Raw genomic sequence first — 17541 nt, 5'->3', positions numbered from 1 at the left:
CAGACGCTTATTTGCCGGCGGCGGTACGCCACTCTTTGATGTACTCCAGGCGTTTTTTCGGCTGCAGGTATTCCAGCAGCGTTTCATCAACCGGGATCGGCTTCAGCGCGTTGCCGAGGATTTTGGTCAGGCCGTCGATATCATTTTTCCCTTCGATATCGTTACGAATGGACGGAATGTCAGCCTGGTTTGCCAGAATGTTTTGCCCTTGTTCAGACAGCACATAGTCGAGCCACAGTTTTGCCGCATTGCTGTTTTGCGATTGCTGGCTGATGAACGACACGCGCGACAGCACCAGGGTGTAATCTTTTGGATAGGAGATGCCGAGCGACGGATCGTTCTTCGCACGTGCTTCCGCATAAGATCCGAGGATATTAAAGCCGATCAGGTTTTCACCGGAGGAGACGCGCTCCATCATGGTACCGGTAGAGGACTGTACCGATAAACCACCTTTGGCAACGTCTGCCAGGGTTTTGAAGTAATTAGGATCGGCGTTGTGATCCTGGACTGAAAGCATAAAGCCCAGACCCGATTTTTCGATGTCGTAGGTGGTGACTTTGCCCTTGAATTTGTCCGTCTGGCTGGCAATCAGCTTCGCCAGCGCGGTGTGAGAGTCCGGCACGTCGCCGGCCGGGATCAGACGCTTGTTGTAGATAAAGACCACCGGCTCATAGGTGGTGCCGTATGCCTTATCTTTCCAGACCGCCCATTCCGGCAGTTGGCTTTGCTCCGGAGATTTGTACTCCATGGCGTAGTCGGTGGCGAGCTTCAGACCGGTGTCCATGGATGAGCTCCAGACCACGTCGCCGCTCACGCCGCCGGAGGCCTGTTCGCTGATGAAACGGTTGTACAGCTCGGTGCTGTTCATGTCGTTGTATTCAACTTTGATGCCTGGGTAGGTTTTTTCGAAGCCCTGGATCAGCGGCCCGGTAGCTTTGATGTCGGTGGTGGAGTAGATAACAACCTTGCCCTCTTTCGTTGCGGCATCAACAACTTTTTGATACTCAGCAGGATAGCCCTGCGGCAGGGCAGACAGTGCAGAAGCAGAGAACAGTACAGTAGCGGTAAGCAGAGAAATTCGGAACGTGTTCGACATTATAGTTAACCTTTTAGTTACATTTGAGGAACTAATTGTCAACATAGCGCAGTGGGCTCCACCCACAATAGGGTGAAGCGGGCAATGATTCCGAAGTGTGATTGTTGCCGTCGTTTCAGCAATTAACACCATAAAATCCGCGAACGTTAGCCTGTGAACGGTTTCGGATTACGGTTTATCGGCGGCTTTGCGGTACAACCTTCGCGGATGACCAATATTGCCATACAGCATTTCGACGCTGATTAACCCGCTCTCCACGCAGTATTCAAGATAGCGACGCCCCGTGGTTTTACTGATCCCGACGTTCTCCACTACCTCTTCCACCGACATCGCCCTGTCGGGATTGTCGGCGAAAAATTGTTTCATCCGTTCCAGCGTTTGGGGCTCAATCCCTTTCGTCGACGGTGTAACGGACGATTCCGCGGCAGGCAGGTTAAACAGGCGATCCAGCGCATGCTGGTCGACCACCTTCACCTGCTGTACGGTATGGATGAAGCGCATAAACCGCTCAAGAGAGGCGTGCAGACGCTGGAAAAAGACGGGCTTAATCAGATAGTCGAACGCACCGCTGCGCATGGCATGGCTGCAGGTTTGCATATCACTGGCGGCGGTGATGAAGATCACCGAGCATTCGTAGCTTTTTAGCAGTGGGTTGTCGATTAACTCCACGCCTTTACCGTCCGGAAGATAGTTATCCAGCAAAATTAGCCGCGGCTGATGCTGACGAATCAGGCTACAGGCCTGCTCAATGGACGCGGCGATGCCCACCACGCGCAAAAGGAAATTTTGCTCGATATACTCGCGATGCAGCTCCGCCAGGTGCGGTTCATCTTCAACTATCACAACATCAAGTGGTCGGGTCATGCTGTTGCCCATTCGGAATAAACACAGAAAAAATAGTGCCCTGTGGCGTGTTGTCGGCAATCTCAATACTGCCGCCAGCCTTATCGATATATCCTGCCACCAGAAACAGACCAATACCGTGCTCGGTGCCGACAATGTCGTTCTCACTGTCTGGTTTACTGCTGAACCCCTGGCGGAAGATATGCGGCTTCATCGTATCATCCACCCCACAGCCACGGTCAGCCACCTCTATCAATAACTCCTGATTGCGGTCAGAAATGTAGAGCTCAACAGGTGCAGGCACCGGCGCTTTCAGGGTTGCATCCACGGCGTTATCCAGCAGATTACCAATAATGGACATCAGCTCCGTTTCATTGAGGGTGGCTGGCATGCGGGTGAGCTGACAGGCGGGATCAAACAGCAGTTCAATGCCTTTTTCGCGTGCGCTGACATATTTTCCTAACAGCAGCCCACACAACGCCGGAGAAACAAAACGGGCAGAGACAAAGTCCAGCACGCGCTGCGCCCCTTCTGACTGCACCTGGATGTAACGGATTGCCTCGTCGTAGTGTTTCATCTGCAGCAACCCCACCAGCGTGGCGGTCCAGTTCAGCTGTTCGTGGCGCATAATGCGCAGGTTATCCGCATAGCGCTTGATCTGACTGAGCTGGCTGCTAAGCGTGTTAATGTCGTTTTTGTCGCGAAAGCTATATACCCAACCACTCTCGACACCCGGTTCAACCTCGATCGCCACGCGGTTAACGATCACCTCTCGCTGATTAAGCACCGCAATCTGGTCGTGGTTGCCGCTGCTCACCGAAGCGTAGCGCTGAGACAGGAATCCCGGGGAGGTTTGCAGAACATCTTTCAGCGGTTTGCCGATAAGGTCTTTCTCACTTTGCCGAATATCCAGCATCTCTCGTGCCGCACGGTTAATGAGAATCAACTGCTTCTCTTTATTAATGGCGAATATCCCTTCATACATGGCTTCCAGCAACGCTCTTTGCTGCAAAACCAGTTGAGCAATATCCTTTGGTTCAAGCCGGAACATCTGCTTTTTAAGATTGCGGGTAAACAGCCAGGAGAAAATAAACAGCAGCAGCAGAAGACCTGCACCGTACAACCCGGATTGCCAGAGAATGCGGGCATTAATATTGGCGATATATGAGGTCAGATAGCCGACGGAGACAATGCCAATCACCTGGTGCTGTGCGTTAAAGATGGGGGCTTTGCTGCGCAGTGAAACCCCGATTCCGCCCTGGCGCACGGAAATAATGGTTTTGCCTTTTAACACCTCGGCATTATCCCCACCGATCATCGGTAAATTAATCCGCTCCGGGGATTCAGAATGATAAAGGTGCTGTTCCTGGGGATCGCCAATCACAATATAGCTGGCATCGCTTTCGGCACGCAGCGGCTGAATTAACCGGGCAATGCCGGGGATATCTCGGGCCGCAACCATTGCCGCCAGACCCGGCATCAGCGCGATCTGACTGGCCTGAACCCTGGCGCGCTGGCCAAGATCGTGATGGAGCTGTCGGTCAATAAAATGAAACAGGATCGTTCCCAGCAGAACTAACAGCAGGCAGGAGAAGCACACCAGCGCTAAAAAAAGCTTTACCTGAAAAGAGAGTCTGCGTTTCATTCAACCTGCGGTAGCCATTTAAAAGTGAGACATTTGCGGAGCCTGACATGCACATCAGGGGCGCGCAATCCGGCATGAAAAGAGTTGTGACCTGGCTTTTCGTTTTCGGTGTAATAGCCATCGGGATCGCGTAAGGCTATGCTTCATTTCATACCAGAATAATTACAGAGGCAATGTCATGGATAAAGAACTACTGGATGCAGGTTACCGGGCCTATACCGGCGAGAAAATTGATGTTTACTTCAATACCGGGATCTGTAAACACTCAGGTAACTGCGTTCGCGGAAGCGCTAAGCTGTTTAACCTGAAACGTAAACCGTGGATCATTCCCGATGAAGTGGACGTTGAAACGGTTGTACGTGTGATTGATACCTGCCCGAGCGGTGCGTTGAAGTATCGCCAAAAATAAGCGAGGAACCATGGATATTCTGGAAGGCCATAACAAGTTTTACGTGAACGATGCTCACGGAAATCAGGTCGCGGAGATTGTCTTCGTACCGACCGGCGAGCACCTGAGCATTATTGAGCACACCGACGTCGATCCGAGCCTGAAAGGGCAGGGCGTTGGCAAACAGCTGGTGGCGAAAGTGGTGGAGAAGATGCGCGGCGAGAACCGTAAAATTATTCCGCTGTGCCCGTTTGCTAAACATGAGTTTGATAATACGCGGGAATATGACGATATTCGGGCGTAAGTAACACCGGCGATGGCCGGTGTTTTTATCTTACCTGCTCAAACAGCAATACCATCGCTATCAGCACCATCAACCCTCCCGATGCTCTGCTCACCAGACGCGCCGCCTGTGGCCGGGTCGCCAGCACGGCTTTCGAGCCATACCCCACCAGCAGGTAGACCAGCGTACAGGTGATAAGATGCATCATCCCAAGCGCAGACATCTGCATCGCTATCGACCAACTTCCGGTTGGGTCTGTAAATTGCGGAAGCAGGGCCAGGAACAGCAAAAAAACTTTCGGGTTTAGGCCGCTAATACAGAGTCCTTTCACCGCCCACTGTGTCCAGTTTCCCGTATGGCGGGTGGCCTTTTCCGGTGCGGCTGGGTGACGCAATAACGTTATGCCAAGCCACAGGAGATACAGGGCTCCCGCCACGGTCAGCCCGGCTAACGCCATTGGATGTTGAGCAATTAAAACGCCCACGCCCGCAACCACGATCATCGTAGCCAGCAGATGACCGGACATCAGCCCCATCACAGCCGGGACCACGCGTCGACCGTTAATCCCGGCGCTAATGGCATAGGCCCAGTCCGCCCCCGGTGTCATGATAAGCAGAAAAGAAACCACCCAAAAGCCGGCCACAATACTCATTTCCATAGTCCTGAAGACCCCCGCAGTGCGTCAAACGTTGAGAAAAAGAATATCGCTAACCCTGCGAAATAGGCTTTCAATGTTATGCTTACAACACGGTAAAACTGAGAAAATCTTCCACATGGATAGCATTGATCGAAAAATTCTTGCGGAGCTGCAATCTGACGGTCGTTTATCACTTACGGAGCTGGCAGAGCGGGTGAATCTGAGCCTCTCGCCGTGCCATCGTCGCGTGCGGGCGCTGGAGCAAAGCGGAGCCATAACGGGATACCGCGCCAGCCTCGATCCCGCCAAAATGGGATTTAACTTCCTGGCGATAGTATTTGCGACGCTTAAAGAGGGTGACAGAAAAGCGGTTAGCGCCTTTGAAGATGCGGTGGAAGAGATACCGCAAATCGTGCTGGCACAGCGTTTATTTGGCGATCCCGATTATTTGATGCACGTTGTGACGCGTGACCTGTCTGCATTTCAAAAACTCTATGACGAGAAACTCTCAGCGATGCCGGGCGTGCAGCATCTTCGCTCGACGCTTGTCATGAAAACGGTCGTGCAGGACAGGCCTTTTCCGCTGGATACGACAGGACGAGACTGAATGGCGTGCCCGGCAGAGCGCCGGGCACGAAAGGGATTAGCCGACAAACATCACCGACACGCACAGCACGCCGACGATCAGCGTCAGCAGGTTGCCAATGGAACGGTACTGTTTCAGGGACGGGATCAGATACGTCGACAGCGTCGGCATGATAAACAGGATCATGGCGATAAGCGGACCGCTGATGGCATAAATCATCGAAATGGCATTCGGGTTTATGCAGCAGACCGCAAAGGTGATTAACGACACCCCGATAATGGAAACTGCACGGTTAAAGGCGCGGCTCTTTTTCACGCCCACCTGATTCAGTGACGATTTCACGATCTCCGTTGCCCCTTCAATCACGCCAAAATAGGTGCCGAGGAACGATTTCGACATCGCAATAATCGCCACGATAATCCCGGAAATACCCAGCCATGCCGGAGAGGAAGGCATCATCGACAGCGCGGACAGGATCGTAACCCCTTGCTCTTTGGCGGTCACAATATACGACGGTGGAATAGAGAGCAGGCAGCTGAAGACAAAGAACAGCACGCTCAGGCAGATAATCAGGTATGCCACCTTCATGATTTTCTTGCATTTATCCATAGCACCGTCAGCAAACTTCTCACGACGGTCAACGGCAAACGTTGAGATAATCGGGGTATGGCTGAAAGCAAAAACCATCACCGGAATCGAAATCCATACCTGATGCAGGGTATGTTGATCAAATGCCATCTGGCTGGTGAGCAGCGACGGCTGCCAGCTTCCCGTCAGATACAGGGAGACAAACAGGAAATAGGCAATCAGGGGAAACACCAGGAAGCCCATCACTTTTATCGTGATATGCCGTCCCATCAGGAAGATCAAATTGAGAACCAGCACCACCCCCAGGCTGACCAGTACGCGAACGGCGGTATCCACCGTCAGGTGTTTTGCCAGTTGCTCCGTGAGCGAGTTGGTGATGGCCACCGCATAAATCTGCACCACCACAAAGAAGGCGATGAAATAGAGCGTGGTGATCAGGTTGCCAATCTTCCTGCCGTAATAGTGCGATACGGCGCCGGTGATCCCTTCATTGCCTTTGGTTTTCGACGACAGGATAAATTGTGCCAGCGCTCGGTGCGGCCAGTAGGTTAACGGATAAGCCACAAGGGCGGTAATAAACAGGACGATAGCGCCTGCGGAGCCCAGCTGAATGGGCAAGAACAGCGTTCCTGCGCCCACGGCCGTGCCGTAGAGAGCGAAACTCCAGAGAGTCTCATCTTTTGACCAAATTTTCGACATTAGAGCAACGTATCAACTATCAAACCATCGGAATGGAGTGCAATTTACCATAGTTATGCGTAGAGAGCGCAGTTGCTTCGACGGAGTTTGGCCGGACCAGTCGTCCGGCCAGGGGGGAGTTAGCCTGCCAGGGCGCGTCTTTGCTGACGACGCTTAATGAATTTTTCACGTAACGTGTCATATGCCCAGTTGTAGAACATGGTGTACGGCAGGAAGAACAGGAAGAAACCTATTTCCAGCGTGAATGCCTCTAGCAGCGTGACGCCCAGCACGGCGGCGACAATCGACAGGCCGATCACGATGAACCCGCATTCGAACCCCAGGGCATGCAGCGCACGGACTTTTGCCGTACGTTTGACGCGCTGAACTGGCCAGAAACGGTCGAAGCCGAAGTTATAAATAATGTTCCACAGCATGGCGGTGGTGGCCAGAATAATGGTTAACCCGCCCATCTCAACCACGGAACGCTGCATGAGCCACGCCGCCGTAGGGGCGAGGATCGCCGTGGCAATCCCTTCAAAACAGACAGCATGAAAGATCCGCTCCGGCAGTTTACGTTGGAGTGCATCCTGATGTTGCATAGTCATAGACCTCGTTAATTCGCCAGTATGGGCGTTGATGGGGCCTATTTTTATCGCTAAAGCTGATATATTAAAGATGGTATCCATCGTAAAAGTAGATAGACCATGCGCTATTCCCCCGAAGCCCTTACTGCGTTTGTTGAAACCGTCGCGGCGGGTTCTTTTTCTGCTGCCGCACGCCGGTTGCGTAAAAGCCAGTCGACGATCAGCACGTCCATTGCCAATCTTGAAGCCGATCTGGGTTTCGAGCTTTTTGACCGCTCGGCGCGCCAGCCGGTGTTGACGGCTCAAGGGGAGCAGGTGCTGGGCTATGTGCAGGCTATCCTCGCCGCCAGCACGCGGCTTGATGAGCTGGCAGTATCATTAACGGCAAAAACGGAGGCGCGTCTGACATTTGTCCTTTCCGATACCCTTAATCCGGATGTGCTGGAAGATCTCATGAACCAGTTTGACCGGCGCTTTCCTCATACGGAATTCGAATGCCTGATTGGCGAAGAAGAGGACGTCATCGATCTGCTGCAAAAGGAGCGAGCGCAGATTGGCCTGACGGAAGCGCGGGACAGTTACCCTACGGATATCGGCTTCACACGGCTGCCGATGCAGACCCGCATGGCAATATATGTTGCGACCACGCATCCTCTGACCTGTCAACCTGAAATTCAGGCCGACGAACTGCACGGCTGGCGAGAGTTGCGGCTCAGCACCTATCTTGAGCGCGAGGCGGCGCTCGCGCGCGGGCCCGTCTGGTCAGCGCCGAATTACCTGTTACTCTTGAGTATGGCAGTACAGGGATTTGGCTGGTGCGTGTTGCCGTGCGCACTGGTGGATGAATTTGCCGCCGCGAAATCGTTGGTACAGCTCAATGTTCCCGGCTGGCCGCGGGCGACAGGGATCGATCTGCTATGGAATAAACGATCCCCACCAGGTATTGCCGGAAGCTGGCTGCGGCAGTATCTGCAGGATGCGCGCTGATCCTTGTGATTAAACTCACTATTTTTAAACAATTAAGATAATTGCCAGTAACAATCCTCTACTATCGTCATGTCATTTAACACAGAGGTCGTGATGAAAGATGTCGTAATAGTGGGTGCGTTGCGTACAGCTATCGGCTGTTTTCAGGGAGCGCTTGCGCGTCACTCGGCGGTTGACCTGGGTAGCGTGGTGGTAAAAGCGCTGGTGGAACGTAGCGGGATCGCAGCCCATGAAATTGATGAGGTGATCCTGGGACAGGTTCTGACTGCCGGAGCCGGGCAAAACCCTGCGCGCCAGGCGGCGCTGAAAGGTGGGTTGCCCAATACCGTCTCCGCAATCACCATTAACGACGTCTGTGGATCAGGACTAAAAGCGCTACATCTTGCAACGCAAGCCATTCAGTGCGGTGAAGCGGATGTGGTCATTGCGGGCGGACAAGAGAACATGAGCCGCGCGCCGCACGTATTGACCGACAGCCGTACCGGCGCACAGTTAGGCAACAGCCAGTTGCTTGATAGCCTGGTGCATGACGGGCTCTGGGATGCGTTCAATGATTATCATATGGGTGTGACGGCGGAAAACCTGGCGCGCGAGTACGGCATCAGCCGTGAGCTGCAGGATGCTTATGCCTTAAGCTCGCAGCAAAAGGCGCGCGCGGCGATTGATTCCGGCCGTTTTCGCGATGAAATTGTCCCGGTCAGCACGCAGCGTCAGAACGGCGAGGTTGTCGTGGTGGATACCGATGAGCAGCCGCGTACCGACGCCAGCGCTGAAGGTCTGGCGAGGCTTAACCCTGCTTTTGAAATGCAGGGGTCGGTTACGGCGGGAAATGCTTCCTCCATTAATGATGGCGCAGCGGCCGTCATGATGATGAGCGAAAGCAAAGCCCTTGAGCTGGATCTCCCCGTAATGGCCCGCATCAAGGCGTTTGCCAGCGTAGGTGTTGATCCTGCGTTAATGGGGATCGCGCCGGTGTATGCTACCCGTCGCTGCCTGGATCGTGCGGGGTGGCAGCTCTCAGATGTGGATCTGATCGAAGTAAACGAAGCCTTTGCCGCGCAGGCGATCTCGGTCGGCAAAATGCTGGAGTGGGATCCCCTGCGGGTAAACGTCAACGGCGGGGCGATCGCGCTGGGACATCCTATTGGTGCGTCCGGCTGCCGGATCCTGGTATCGCTGGTCCACGAAATGAAAAAGCGGAACGCCCGTAAAGGCATTGCCACACTCTGTATAGGTGGCGGGCAGGGGGTGGCGCTGGCCATCGAACGTTAACCTCTTCTCATTCTAAAAAACCTCCTGCGGGAGGTTTTTTTATGGTGCTGTGTTTCTCAATCCCCATTTATCGTGATCCGAACGTCATTTCCGATACAAACAAAAATAAAAATGAAACGTTGTTTTAAATATAATTGAAAAGCCCACTTTATGCCGATAGTATGTGCTCATCATGAAAACGGAACGCTGTTTCGTTTATTATCTGCCTTCGGGCATGACCACATCTGGAGGTTATCGTGGACATCAGACAAAGCATCCACAGTGCGCACGCCAAAACGCTGGACACTCAAGGGCTGCGCAATGAGTTTTTAGTCGAGCAGGTGTTCGAGGCCGACAAGTACACCCTGGTCTACAGCCATATCGACCGCATTATTGTGGGCGGGATTATGCCCGTCACGAGCAGCGTCTCCGTGGGCGGTGAGGTCGGTAAACAGCTGGGCGTGAGCTATTTCCTCGAGCGTCGCGAGCTGGGTGTGATTAACATCGGCGGGCCGGGTACCATCACCGTAGACGGACAGTGCTATGAGATTGGCCATCGCGAGGCGCTTTACGTGGGTAAAGGGGCGAAAGATGTGATCTTCGCCAGCATCGACGGCAGCAGGCCTGCGAAGTTTTACTACAACTGCGCCCCGGCTCACTCCACTTACCCAACCAGGAAGGTCACTCCGGCAGACGTTGCCCCTGTGACGCTTGGCGACAATCTCACCAGCAACCGCCGCACCATCAATAAATACTTCGTGCCGGATGTGCTGGAGACCTGCCAGCTCAGCATGGGGCTGACCGAACTCGCGCCGGGTAACCTGTGGAACACCATGCCGTGCCACACCCACGAGCGCCGCATGGAAGTCTACTTCTATTTCAACATGGACGAGGACGCCTGCGTGTTCCACATGATGGGACAGCCGCAGGAAACGCGCCATATCGTAATGCATAACGAGCAGGCGGTGATTTCACCGAGCTGGTCCATTCACTCCGGCGTAGGGACGAAAGCCTACACCTTTATCTGGGGAATGGTGGGCGAAAACCAGGTCTTCGATGATATGGACCATATTGCGGTCAGCGATCTGCGCTAGTCGCGGGCAGTGAAGCATAAACCTGCCTGTGAGTGACAGGCGTTGAAAGAGTAAGGAATAAACATGATTCTGGATGCATTCTCTCTTCAGGGGAAAGTGGCTGTGGTTTCGGGGTGTGACACCGGACTGGGTCAGGGGATGGCGTTAGGTCTGGCGGAAGCGGGTTGCGATATTGTGGGGATTAATATTGTTGAACCGACTGAAACCATTGAACGCGTGACGGCACTGGGTCGCCGTTTCCTGAGCCTGACTGCCGATCTGCGTAAAATCGACGCCATTCCTGAACTGCTGGAACGTGCTGTCGCGGAATTCGGGCATATCGACATTCTGGTAAACAATGCCGGACTGATTCGTCGTGAAGATGCGATTAGCTTCACTGAACGCGACTGGGACGATGTGATGGATCTGAACATCAAGAGCGTGTTCTTTATGTCCCAGGCAGCGGCGAAGCACTTCATCGCACAAGGGAAAGGCGGCAAGATCATTAATATTGCCTCGATGCTCTCTTTCCAGGGCGGTATCCGCGTGCCGTCTTACACCGCGTCCAAAAGCGCTGTAATGGGCGTGACCCGCCTGCTTGCAAACGAATGGGCGAAACATAATATCAACGTCAATGCGATTGCACCGGGCTACATGGCGACCAACAACACGCAGCAGCTGCGTGCGGATGAACAGCGTAGCGCGGAAATCCTTGAGCGTATTCCTGCTGGCCGTTGGGGGCTGCCGGGCGATCTTATGGGGCCGATTGTCTTCCTGGCCTCCCCGGCATCAGATTACATCAACGGTTACACCGTGGCTGTAGACGGTGGCTGGCTGGCGCGTTAATTCCATCTGTATTAAGCACCTCTGCCCATGGGCGGAGGTTTTTTTTACGTAAAATTGGCTTAGTCCATATCGGTAAAGATGAAAAATCCATACTGAAAAATCATAAATGACGGAAATCACACTTTTATTTCTTAGATATTAATTGATTAGTAAAAATACGTGATTATTCGCCACGAGTTGAAATTGTAATGTCCATCACAGAACCGTATGCCGTAGCGGAATAATCCATAACTTCGCGATTTCCGGCCTGACACTTTTCCTCGCTTTCTCGTAATTTCAGTTAACGAATTTTGCTGTTGAGGCAGGAAAAATATGACATCTATAAATGACTCTACCCTTATGCCCGCTGCGCTGCGTGATACCCGCCGCATGAATCAGTTTGTTTCCATTGCGGCCGCGGTAGCGGGCTTATTATTTGGACTGGATATCGGCGTGATTGCCGGTGCATTACCGTTTATAACCGATCACTTTACCCTGAGTAGCCGTCTGCAGGAGTGGGTGGTGAGCAGCATGATGCTCGGCGCGGCCATCGGCGCGCTGTTTAATGGCTGGCTCTCGTTCCGCCTGGGGCGTAAGTACAGCCTGATGGTCGGGGCGATTCTGTTTGTTGCCGGCTCCATTGGTTCCGCGTTTGCCACGAACGTTGAAGTGTTGCTGCTTTCCCGTGTGCTGCTCGGTGTGGCGGTCGGGATTGCTTCCTATACGGCACCGCTCTACCTCTCCGAAATGGCGAGTGAAAACGTGCGTGGCAGGATGATCAGCATGTATCAACTGATGGTGACGCTGGGTATTGTTTTGGCGTTCCTGTCCGATACCTACTTCAGCTACAGCGGCAACTGGCGCGCGATGCTCGGCGTGCTGGCTTTACCGGCACTGGTGCTGATTGTACTGGTGGTTTTCCTGCCAAACAGTCCGCGCTGGCTGGCGCAAAAAGGACGTCATGTGGAAGCCGAAGAGGTGCTGCGCATGTTGCGCGATACCTCGGAAAAAGCACGGGAAGAGCTGAACGAGATCCGTGAAAGCCTGAAGCTGAAGCAGGGAGGCTGGGCGTTATTTAAGATCAACCGCAACGTGCGCCGCGCGGTGTTCCTCGGCATGTTGCTGCAGGCAATGCAGCAGTTCACCGGGATGAATATCATCATGTACTACGCGCCGCGCATATTCAAAATGGCGGGATTCACTACCACGGAACAGCAGATGATGGCCACACTGGTGGTGGGGCTTACCTTTATGTTCGCCACTTTTATTGCGGTGTTCACCGTGGATAAAGCCGGACGCAAGCCGGCGCTGAAAATTGGTTTCAGCGTAATGGCGCTCGGTACGCTGATCCTCGGATACTGCCTGATGCAGTTTGATAACGGTACGGCGTCAAGTGGTCTTTCCTGGCTCTCTGTCGGTATGACCATGATGTGTATTGCCGGGTATGCGATGAGCGCCGCGCCTGTGGTGTGGATCTTGTGCTCCGAAATTCAGCCGCTCAAATGTCGTGACTTTGGCATCACCTGTTCCACGACCACCAACTGGGTATCGAATATGATCATCGGCGCGACATTCCTTACGCTGCTGGACGCCATTGGCGCGGCGGGAACGTTCTGGCTCTATACGGTGCTGAACGTGGCGTTTATTGGCGTCACGTTCTGGTTAATTCCAGAAACAAAAGGCGTCACGCTGGAACATATTGAACGCAAGCTGATGGCGGGAGAGAAACTGCGTAATATAGGCGTGTGATCGTATTGCCTGTTTAAGCGCTTACAACGTATGCCGGAAGGGCATAAAGGGGGCGCTTAATCACAATAATCAGGTGGTGAAATTCACTACTAATTTTGGCAGGGGACAGATAAATCAAAAGATTTCATTTTAAGATAATTCTTAAGTTGCGGTATCATCGGACCACCGCTAACGTTTGAGCAAAGATGCACTGCATCCTAAAAATATTTCATATGTCTGAGATGGATATCAAAAAAAGCACCGATCTTGATTTTCCCCATTATGCCCCCCCGGCCGTACACGCTAAAGAAATAGATCTTCTCGGCCTGGTAGCAGTTCTTGTGGCAGCGAAAAAGCGTATTGTCACCATTACCCTTGTTTTTGCACTAGTGGGGTTGGCCGTTTCATTTTTACTGCCGCAGAAGTGGACCAGTAAAGCGGTGATTACCCCGGCAGAACAATCGCAGTGGAACCCGCTGCGCCAGATGATGGTGGCATTACAGGTGCTTGATGTAGACGTGAAGATTACCCGTCCGGAAGTCTTTGACCTGTTCATTAAAAAGTTTCAGTCGCAGTCATTGCTTGAAGAGTATCTGAAATCCTCTCCTTACGTGATGTCGCAGCTTAAAGACGCCGAGGTGGATCCGCTTGAACTGCATCGGGCGATAGTCAATATCTCAGATAGAATGAAAGCGGTGAATGACGCCCAGGGAAAAGACGCGGACAAAGCGCCATTTGTCTCCTGGACATTAAGCTTCACCGCGCCGACAGCGGGTGATGCTCAATCCGTCCTGGAGGGATATATCGACTATATTACGGCTATTGTCGAGAAAGAGACGGTGCAGAATATCCGTAACCAGATCGCCCTCAAAAAGAACGTTGTTGAGCAGCAGCTGGAACTGGATCGCGTCCGCCTGACCAATATTCACAATACTAACCTGCAGCGACTGAATTATTCGCTGGAAGTGGCGAATGCAGCAGGCATCAAGAAGCCGGTCTACAGCAACGGACAGGCGGTAAAAGATGACCCGGACTACTCTGTTTCGCTCGGCGCTGACGGGATCGCACAAAAGCTGCAGATTGAAAAAAATCTGAAGGACGTGACCGAGCTGAATGCGGATTTCCAGAACCGCGAATACCACCTGGCGCAGCTGAAAAAACTCTCCTTTGCCGATGTCAAACTTGAGCCATTCAGATACCAGCTTTCCCCCTCCATGCCGGTGAAAAAAGATGGCCCGGGTAAGGCATTGATTGTCGTTCTGGCGGCGCTTCTGGGGGGGCTGTTTGCCTGCGGTAGCGTTTTATTGCGCGAAGCGATGCTCACCCGTAATCCGCTGCCGGAGCCGGTGACGGAATAAACTCTGCAGGTTAACAAGGCGCTGAATACAGCGCCTTTTTTTATTGGCGTCGGTTGTGTTAAAAGAGAGACCAGAGATAAGGAGGGGTGATGAAAACAATCGGTCTGTTAGGTGGAATGAGCTGGGAATCAACAATCCCGTATTACCGCCTGATTAATGAAGGGGTAAAGCAGCGTCTGGGCGGCCTGCACTCCGCAAGCCTGCTGCTGCACAGCGTTGATTTCCATGAAATCGAGGCCTGCCAGTCGAGCGGTGAATGGGATAAAGCCGGGGAGATCCTGGCACAGGCGGCGCTGGGGCTGGAGCGTGCGGGAGCAGAGGGAATTTTGCTCTGTACGAACACCATGCATAAAGTTGCTTCCCGGATAGAAGAGCGTTGCTCGTTACCCTTCCTGCATATCGCCGATGCGACCGGGCGTAAAATTGCTGCATCCGGAATGTCGCGTGTGGCACTGCTGGGTACGCGCTATACCATGGAGCAGGATTTCTATCGCGGTCGCTTGAGTAGTGAGTTTGGGATTGAAAGCCTGATCCCGGATGAGGCTGACCGGAAACGCATCAATCAGATTATCTTTGATGAGCTTTGCCTGGGGACATTCAGTGAACCTTCCCGCGCGTATTACGTCAGCGTGATCGAGAAGCTTGCACAGAAGGGGGCAGAAGGTGTGATCTTTGGCTGTACTGAGATCGGCTTACTGGTTCCGGTAGCGCGCAGTCCAATCCCGGTGTTTGATACCACAGCGATCCATGCTGCCGATGCCGTGGAGTTTATGCTCTCCTGAGCGGGCTTGCGCCGGGAACGTCCCGGCTCAGGTCTGTGCATTGGCGGCGTCATAAGCGGATTGCGCCGCCACAATCGCATCCATATTACTTTCCACCCAGTGTGCCAGCACGGTCACTGTTTCGGTTAACGCCTGTCCCAGCGGCGTCAGACTGTACTCCACCGTCACCGGAACGGTCGCGAAAACCTCACGTGAAACCAGCCCATCGCGTTCCAGCTTGCGTAATGCCTGGGTCAGTACCTTTTTGGTGATCCGCTGAATATCCCGTTGCAGCTTGTTAAAGCGCATTGGCCCGTTTTCAAGACGCGCGAGGATCAGCAGCGCCCATTTGTCGGCGATACGCGCCAGCACGTCGCGGGTAGGGCAGCGCTCATCGAACACGTTATAAGGAGGCATCTCCTCTTTCAGTACGACAGACTCAGTCATGGTGGTTCCCTCGAGGTAACCAGGTGAGGTAAAAGTGCCTTCTTACGCCCGCGAATATTTGCGTGTATAAAACGACGTAAGGTTTCTATTTGATACCAGGGAACCGAAAATGGCAACTGCTCGCAGAGCAATTTTAAAACCGTCTTAATCTTTTGACTCACAAGGCAATATTGCATCAGGAGATCTATTATGAGCGTTGTAGTTATCTATTATTCAGGCTATGGCCACACCCAACGTGTTGCTGAAACAGTCGCAGAGGGCGCGCAGGCTGAACTGATCGCCATCGACAGCAATGGTGAAATTCAGGAAAGCGACTGGCAAAAATTGAACGAGGCAAAGGCGATTATTTTTGGTGCGCCAACTTACATGGGCGGTGTGCCGTGGCAGTTTAAGAAATTTGCTGATGCCACCTCTAAAGCCTGGTTCGTTCGCAGCTGGCAGGACAAAGTGTTCGCGGGCTTCAGTAACAGTGCGAGCCTGAACGGTGACAAGCAAGTTTCCCTGCAATACCTGCAAACGCTGGCATCGCAGCATGGTGGGATTTGGGTGAGCCTGGGCCTGCCGCCATCGAATACGCAGGCTGCAACGCGTCAGGATATCAACAACCTCGGTGGCTCTGTCGGGCTGCTGGTACAGTCTCCGTCAGATGCGGATGCGGGCGCGATTGCCAGCGGCGATCTGCAAACGGCAGTAAAATTCGGTGAGCGTGTTGCCGCTGTGGCTAAGCGTTTTAACTGAGTCAGAGGACGCCCGCTGACTTAGTCGGGCGTCTTTTCCAGTACCTTCTTCAGTTGTGCGGTTAGCGTGCTTAACCCACTTTGCAGATGTTCGCTGAACGCATCTACCAGCGCAGAGGCCGGACGATGCATCGGGCGGATCAGGCTGACGGTAAAGGGGACTGAAACGCTAAACTGTCGAACCACAATCCCACTTTCCGCATAATCCAGCGCCGTGAGCGGATTAACCACCGCGACGCCCACGCCGGCACGAACCATTGCGCAAATAGATGCGGCACTGTGCGTTTCGACCACCATTCTTCGTTTCACCTGATGCTCGGTAAAGAGCGTATCCAGCAGCTGCCGGTAGCTGTCCGTCTGTGACAGGCTGATGTAGTTCTCGCCGTGGAAATCCGCAGGGGTCAGTACGCTTTTTTTGGCAAGGGGATGGCCAGCAGGCAGGACGCAGACCTCATCTAGCGCCAGTAATTCTGTGCGCTGCGTTCCCGCCGGCGTAGCGAGGGTTTCGGTTAATCCCAGGTCATGACGCTGCGCCGAAAGCCACTCTTCAAGCAGCGGTGACTCCTGCGGGACGATGGTCAGGTTCACCTCGGGATAACGGGCCAGAAAAGGCTGTATCAGCATCGGCAGAAACGACTGCGAAAACACGGGCAGACAGACAATCGACAGCTCGCCCTGGCGAAATTCACGCAGGCTCTCCGCCGCGCTGACAATTCGGTCCAGCCCGTACCAGGAGCGCTGAACTTCCTCGAACAGACGCAACCCTTGCACCGTTGGGTGTAACCTGCCGCGGGTGCGTTCAAACAGCTTCAACCCAAGCACCTGCTCGAAGCGTGCCAGTTCCCGGCTCACCGTCGGCTGTGAGGTATGCAGCATCTGCGCGGCTTCGGTGAGATTGCCGGTGGTCATCACAGCATGAAAAATCTCGATATGGCGTAAGTTGACGGCGGGCATAGGGCACCTGAAAGCAGAGAAGTATCCATATCATTTTTGCATAGACTCGCGATAAAACGATATTTTTTATTCTTTTTCCGCTGTGGCGT

The 17541-nt window shown here is 53.4% G+C and carries 19 protein-coding genes; 11 read left to right on the top strand and 8 right to left on the bottom strand.

All coding sequences use genetic code 11. The features are described 5' to 3' along the window. Positions 1–7: 7 nt before the first annotated feature. From ACLHV8_RS18155 to ACLHV8_RS18145, 3 genes are all read right to left on the bottom strand, one after another. Positions 8–1096, bottom strand: a complete 1089-nt coding sequence (locus ACLHV8_RS18155) for an ABC transporter substrate-binding protein (RefSeq protein WP_208594055.1) — start codon at positions 1094–1096, stop codon at positions 8–10. A 168-nt stretch (positions 1097–1264) separates the two neighbouring features. Beyond that, positions 1265–1960: a response regulator gene (locus ACLHV8_RS18150; RefSeq protein WP_152546594.1), complete on the bottom strand. Its 696-nt coding sequence runs from the start codon at positions 1958–1960 to the stop codon at positions 1265–1267. Beyond that, positions 1944–3584 carry a sensor histidine kinase gene (locus ACLHV8_RS18145; RefSeq protein ID WP_128347296.1) on the bottom strand — a complete coding sequence of 547 codons (1641 nt, stop codon included), beginning with the start codon at positions 3582–3584 and terminating at the stop codon, positions 1944–1946. Before ACLHV8_RS18145 ends, ACLHV8_RS18150 begins: the two co-directional genes overlap by 17 nt. A 178-nt stretch (positions 3585–3762) precedes the next feature. Here ACLHV8_RS18145 and yjdI point away from each other — a divergent pair, with 178 nt between their 5' ends. Further along, a complete protein-coding gene (gene yjdI, locus ACLHV8_RS18140; RefSeq protein WP_008499689.1) occupies positions 3763–3993 on the top strand; it encodes a 4Fe-4S mono-cluster protein YjdI in 231 nt (76 codons plus the stop codon). Positions 3994–4003: 10 nt separating this feature from the next. Then, entirely contained in the window at positions 4004–4276 is a 273-nt protein-coding gene (locus ACLHV8_RS18135) for a GNAT family N-acetyltransferase (protein ID WP_028016938.1), read from the top strand. A gap of 25 nt (positions 4277–4301) precedes the next feature. Here the strand turns inward: ACLHV8_RS18135 and ACLHV8_RS18130 are convergent, their stop codons facing one another. Then, complete coding sequence (locus tag ACLHV8_RS18130) at positions 4302–4913, bottom strand: LysE family translocator (RefSeq protein ID WP_129323672.1); 612 nt, start codon at positions 4911–4913, stop codon at positions 4302–4304. 115 nt (positions 4914–5028) lie between these two features. Here ACLHV8_RS18130 and ACLHV8_RS18125 point away from each other — a divergent pair, with 115 nt between their 5' ends. Beyond that, positions 5029–5499, top strand: coding sequence for an Lrp/AsnC family transcriptional regulator (locus ACLHV8_RS18125; RefSeq protein WP_028016936.1), 471 nt, complete (start codon positions 5029–5031; stop codon positions 5497–5499). Positions 5500–5535: 36 nt separating this feature from the next. On the opposite strand, the gene ACLHV8_RS18120 is transcribed toward ACLHV8_RS18125, so the two are convergent. Both ACLHV8_RS18120 and ACLHV8_RS18115 read right to left on the bottom strand, forming a co-directional pair. Further along, positions 5536–6765 (bottom strand): amino acid permease, encoded by a 1230-nt coding sequence (locus ACLHV8_RS18120; protein WP_028016935.1) that lies wholly within the window; start codon positions 6763–6765, stop codon positions 5536–5538. Positions 6766–6884: 119 nt separating this feature from the next. Beyond that, a complete protein-coding gene (locus ACLHV8_RS18115; protein ID WP_028016934.1) occupies positions 6885–7346 on the bottom strand; it encodes a multidrug/biocide efflux PACE transporter in 462 nt (153 codons plus the stop codon). A 105-nt stretch (positions 7347–7451) separates the two neighbouring features. Between ACLHV8_RS18115 and ACLHV8_RS18110 the strand changes: the two genes are divergently transcribed. The 7 genes from ACLHV8_RS18110 (at position 7452) to ACLHV8_RS18080 (ending at position 15335) form a co-directional block, all read left to right on the top strand. Then, entirely contained in the window at positions 7452–8318 is an 867-nt protein-coding gene (locus ACLHV8_RS18110; RefSeq protein ID WP_208594056.1) for a LysR family transcriptional regulator, read from the top strand. 93 nt (positions 8319–8411) lie between these two features. After that, positions 8412–9590 (top strand): acetyl-CoA C-acetyltransferase, encoded by a 1179-nt coding sequence (locus tag ACLHV8_RS18105; protein ID WP_028016932.1) that lies wholly within the window; start codon positions 8412–8414, stop codon positions 9588–9590. Positions 9591–9826: 236 nt separating this feature from the next. Next, positions 9827–10663, top strand: coding sequence for a 5-dehydro-4-deoxy-D-glucuronate isomerase (kduI, locus tag ACLHV8_RS18100; protein WP_208594057.1), 837 nt, complete (start codon positions 9827–9829; stop codon positions 10661–10663). A 63-nt stretch (positions 10664–10726) separates the two neighbouring features. Then, a complete protein-coding gene (gene kduD / locus ACLHV8_RS18095) occupies positions 10727–11488 on the top strand; it encodes a 2-dehydro-3-deoxy-D-gluconate 5-dehydrogenase KduD (protein WP_028016930.1) in 762 nt (253 codons plus the stop codon). 312 nt (positions 11489–11800) lie between these two features. Further along, positions 11801–13216 (top strand): sugar porter family MFS transporter, encoded by a 1416-nt coding sequence (locus ACLHV8_RS18090; protein ID WP_108090399.1) that lies wholly within the window; start codon positions 11801–11803, stop codon positions 13214–13216. Positions 13217–13428: 212 nt separating this feature from the next. Beyond that, positions 13429–14553, top strand: a complete 1125-nt coding sequence (gene wzz(fepE), locus ACLHV8_RS18085) for an LPS O-antigen length regulator Wzz(fepE) (protein ID WP_208594058.1) — start codon at positions 13429–13431, stop codon at positions 14551–14553. A gap of 89 nt (positions 14554–14642) precedes the next feature. Continuing rightward, on the top strand, positions 14643–15335 hold the full coding sequence (locus tag ACLHV8_RS18080) for an aspartate/glutamate racemase (protein WP_028016927.1): 693 nt from the start codon (positions 14643–14645) through the stop codon (positions 15333–15335). Between the two features lie 27 nt (positions 15336–15362). On the opposite strand, the gene ACLHV8_RS18075 is transcribed toward ACLHV8_RS18080, so the two are convergent. Next, positions 15363–15761 carry a winged helix-turn-helix transcriptional regulator gene (locus ACLHV8_RS18075; protein WP_080282775.1) on the bottom strand — a complete coding sequence of 133 codons (399 nt, stop codon included), beginning with the start codon at positions 15759–15761 and terminating at the stop codon, positions 15363–15365. A 189-nt stretch (positions 15762–15950) separates the two neighbouring features. Here ACLHV8_RS18075 and ACLHV8_RS18070 point away from each other — a divergent pair, with 189 nt between their 5' ends. Further along, positions 15951–16499: a flavodoxin family protein gene (locus ACLHV8_RS18070; protein ID WP_028016925.1), complete on the top strand. Its 549-nt coding sequence runs from the start codon at positions 15951–15953 to the stop codon at positions 16497–16499. A 20-nt stretch (positions 16500–16519) separates the two neighbouring features. On the opposite strand, the gene ACLHV8_RS18065 is transcribed toward ACLHV8_RS18070, so the two are convergent. Next, positions 16520–17452, bottom strand: coding sequence for a LysR family transcriptional regulator (locus ACLHV8_RS18065; RefSeq protein ID WP_028016924.1), 933 nt, complete (start codon positions 17450–17452; stop codon positions 16520–16522). Positions 17453–17541: the final 89 nt, after the last annotated feature.

The organism is Enterobacter sp. CPE_E863 (genome assembly GCF_046521465.1).
Classification (GTDB): Bacteria; Pseudomonadota; Gammaproteobacteria; order Enterobacterales; family Enterobacteriaceae; genus Enterobacter; species Enterobacter adelaidei.
Note: the sequence above shows the minus strand (reverse complement) of the source record. Positions and strands in the feature narration are given on the sequence as shown.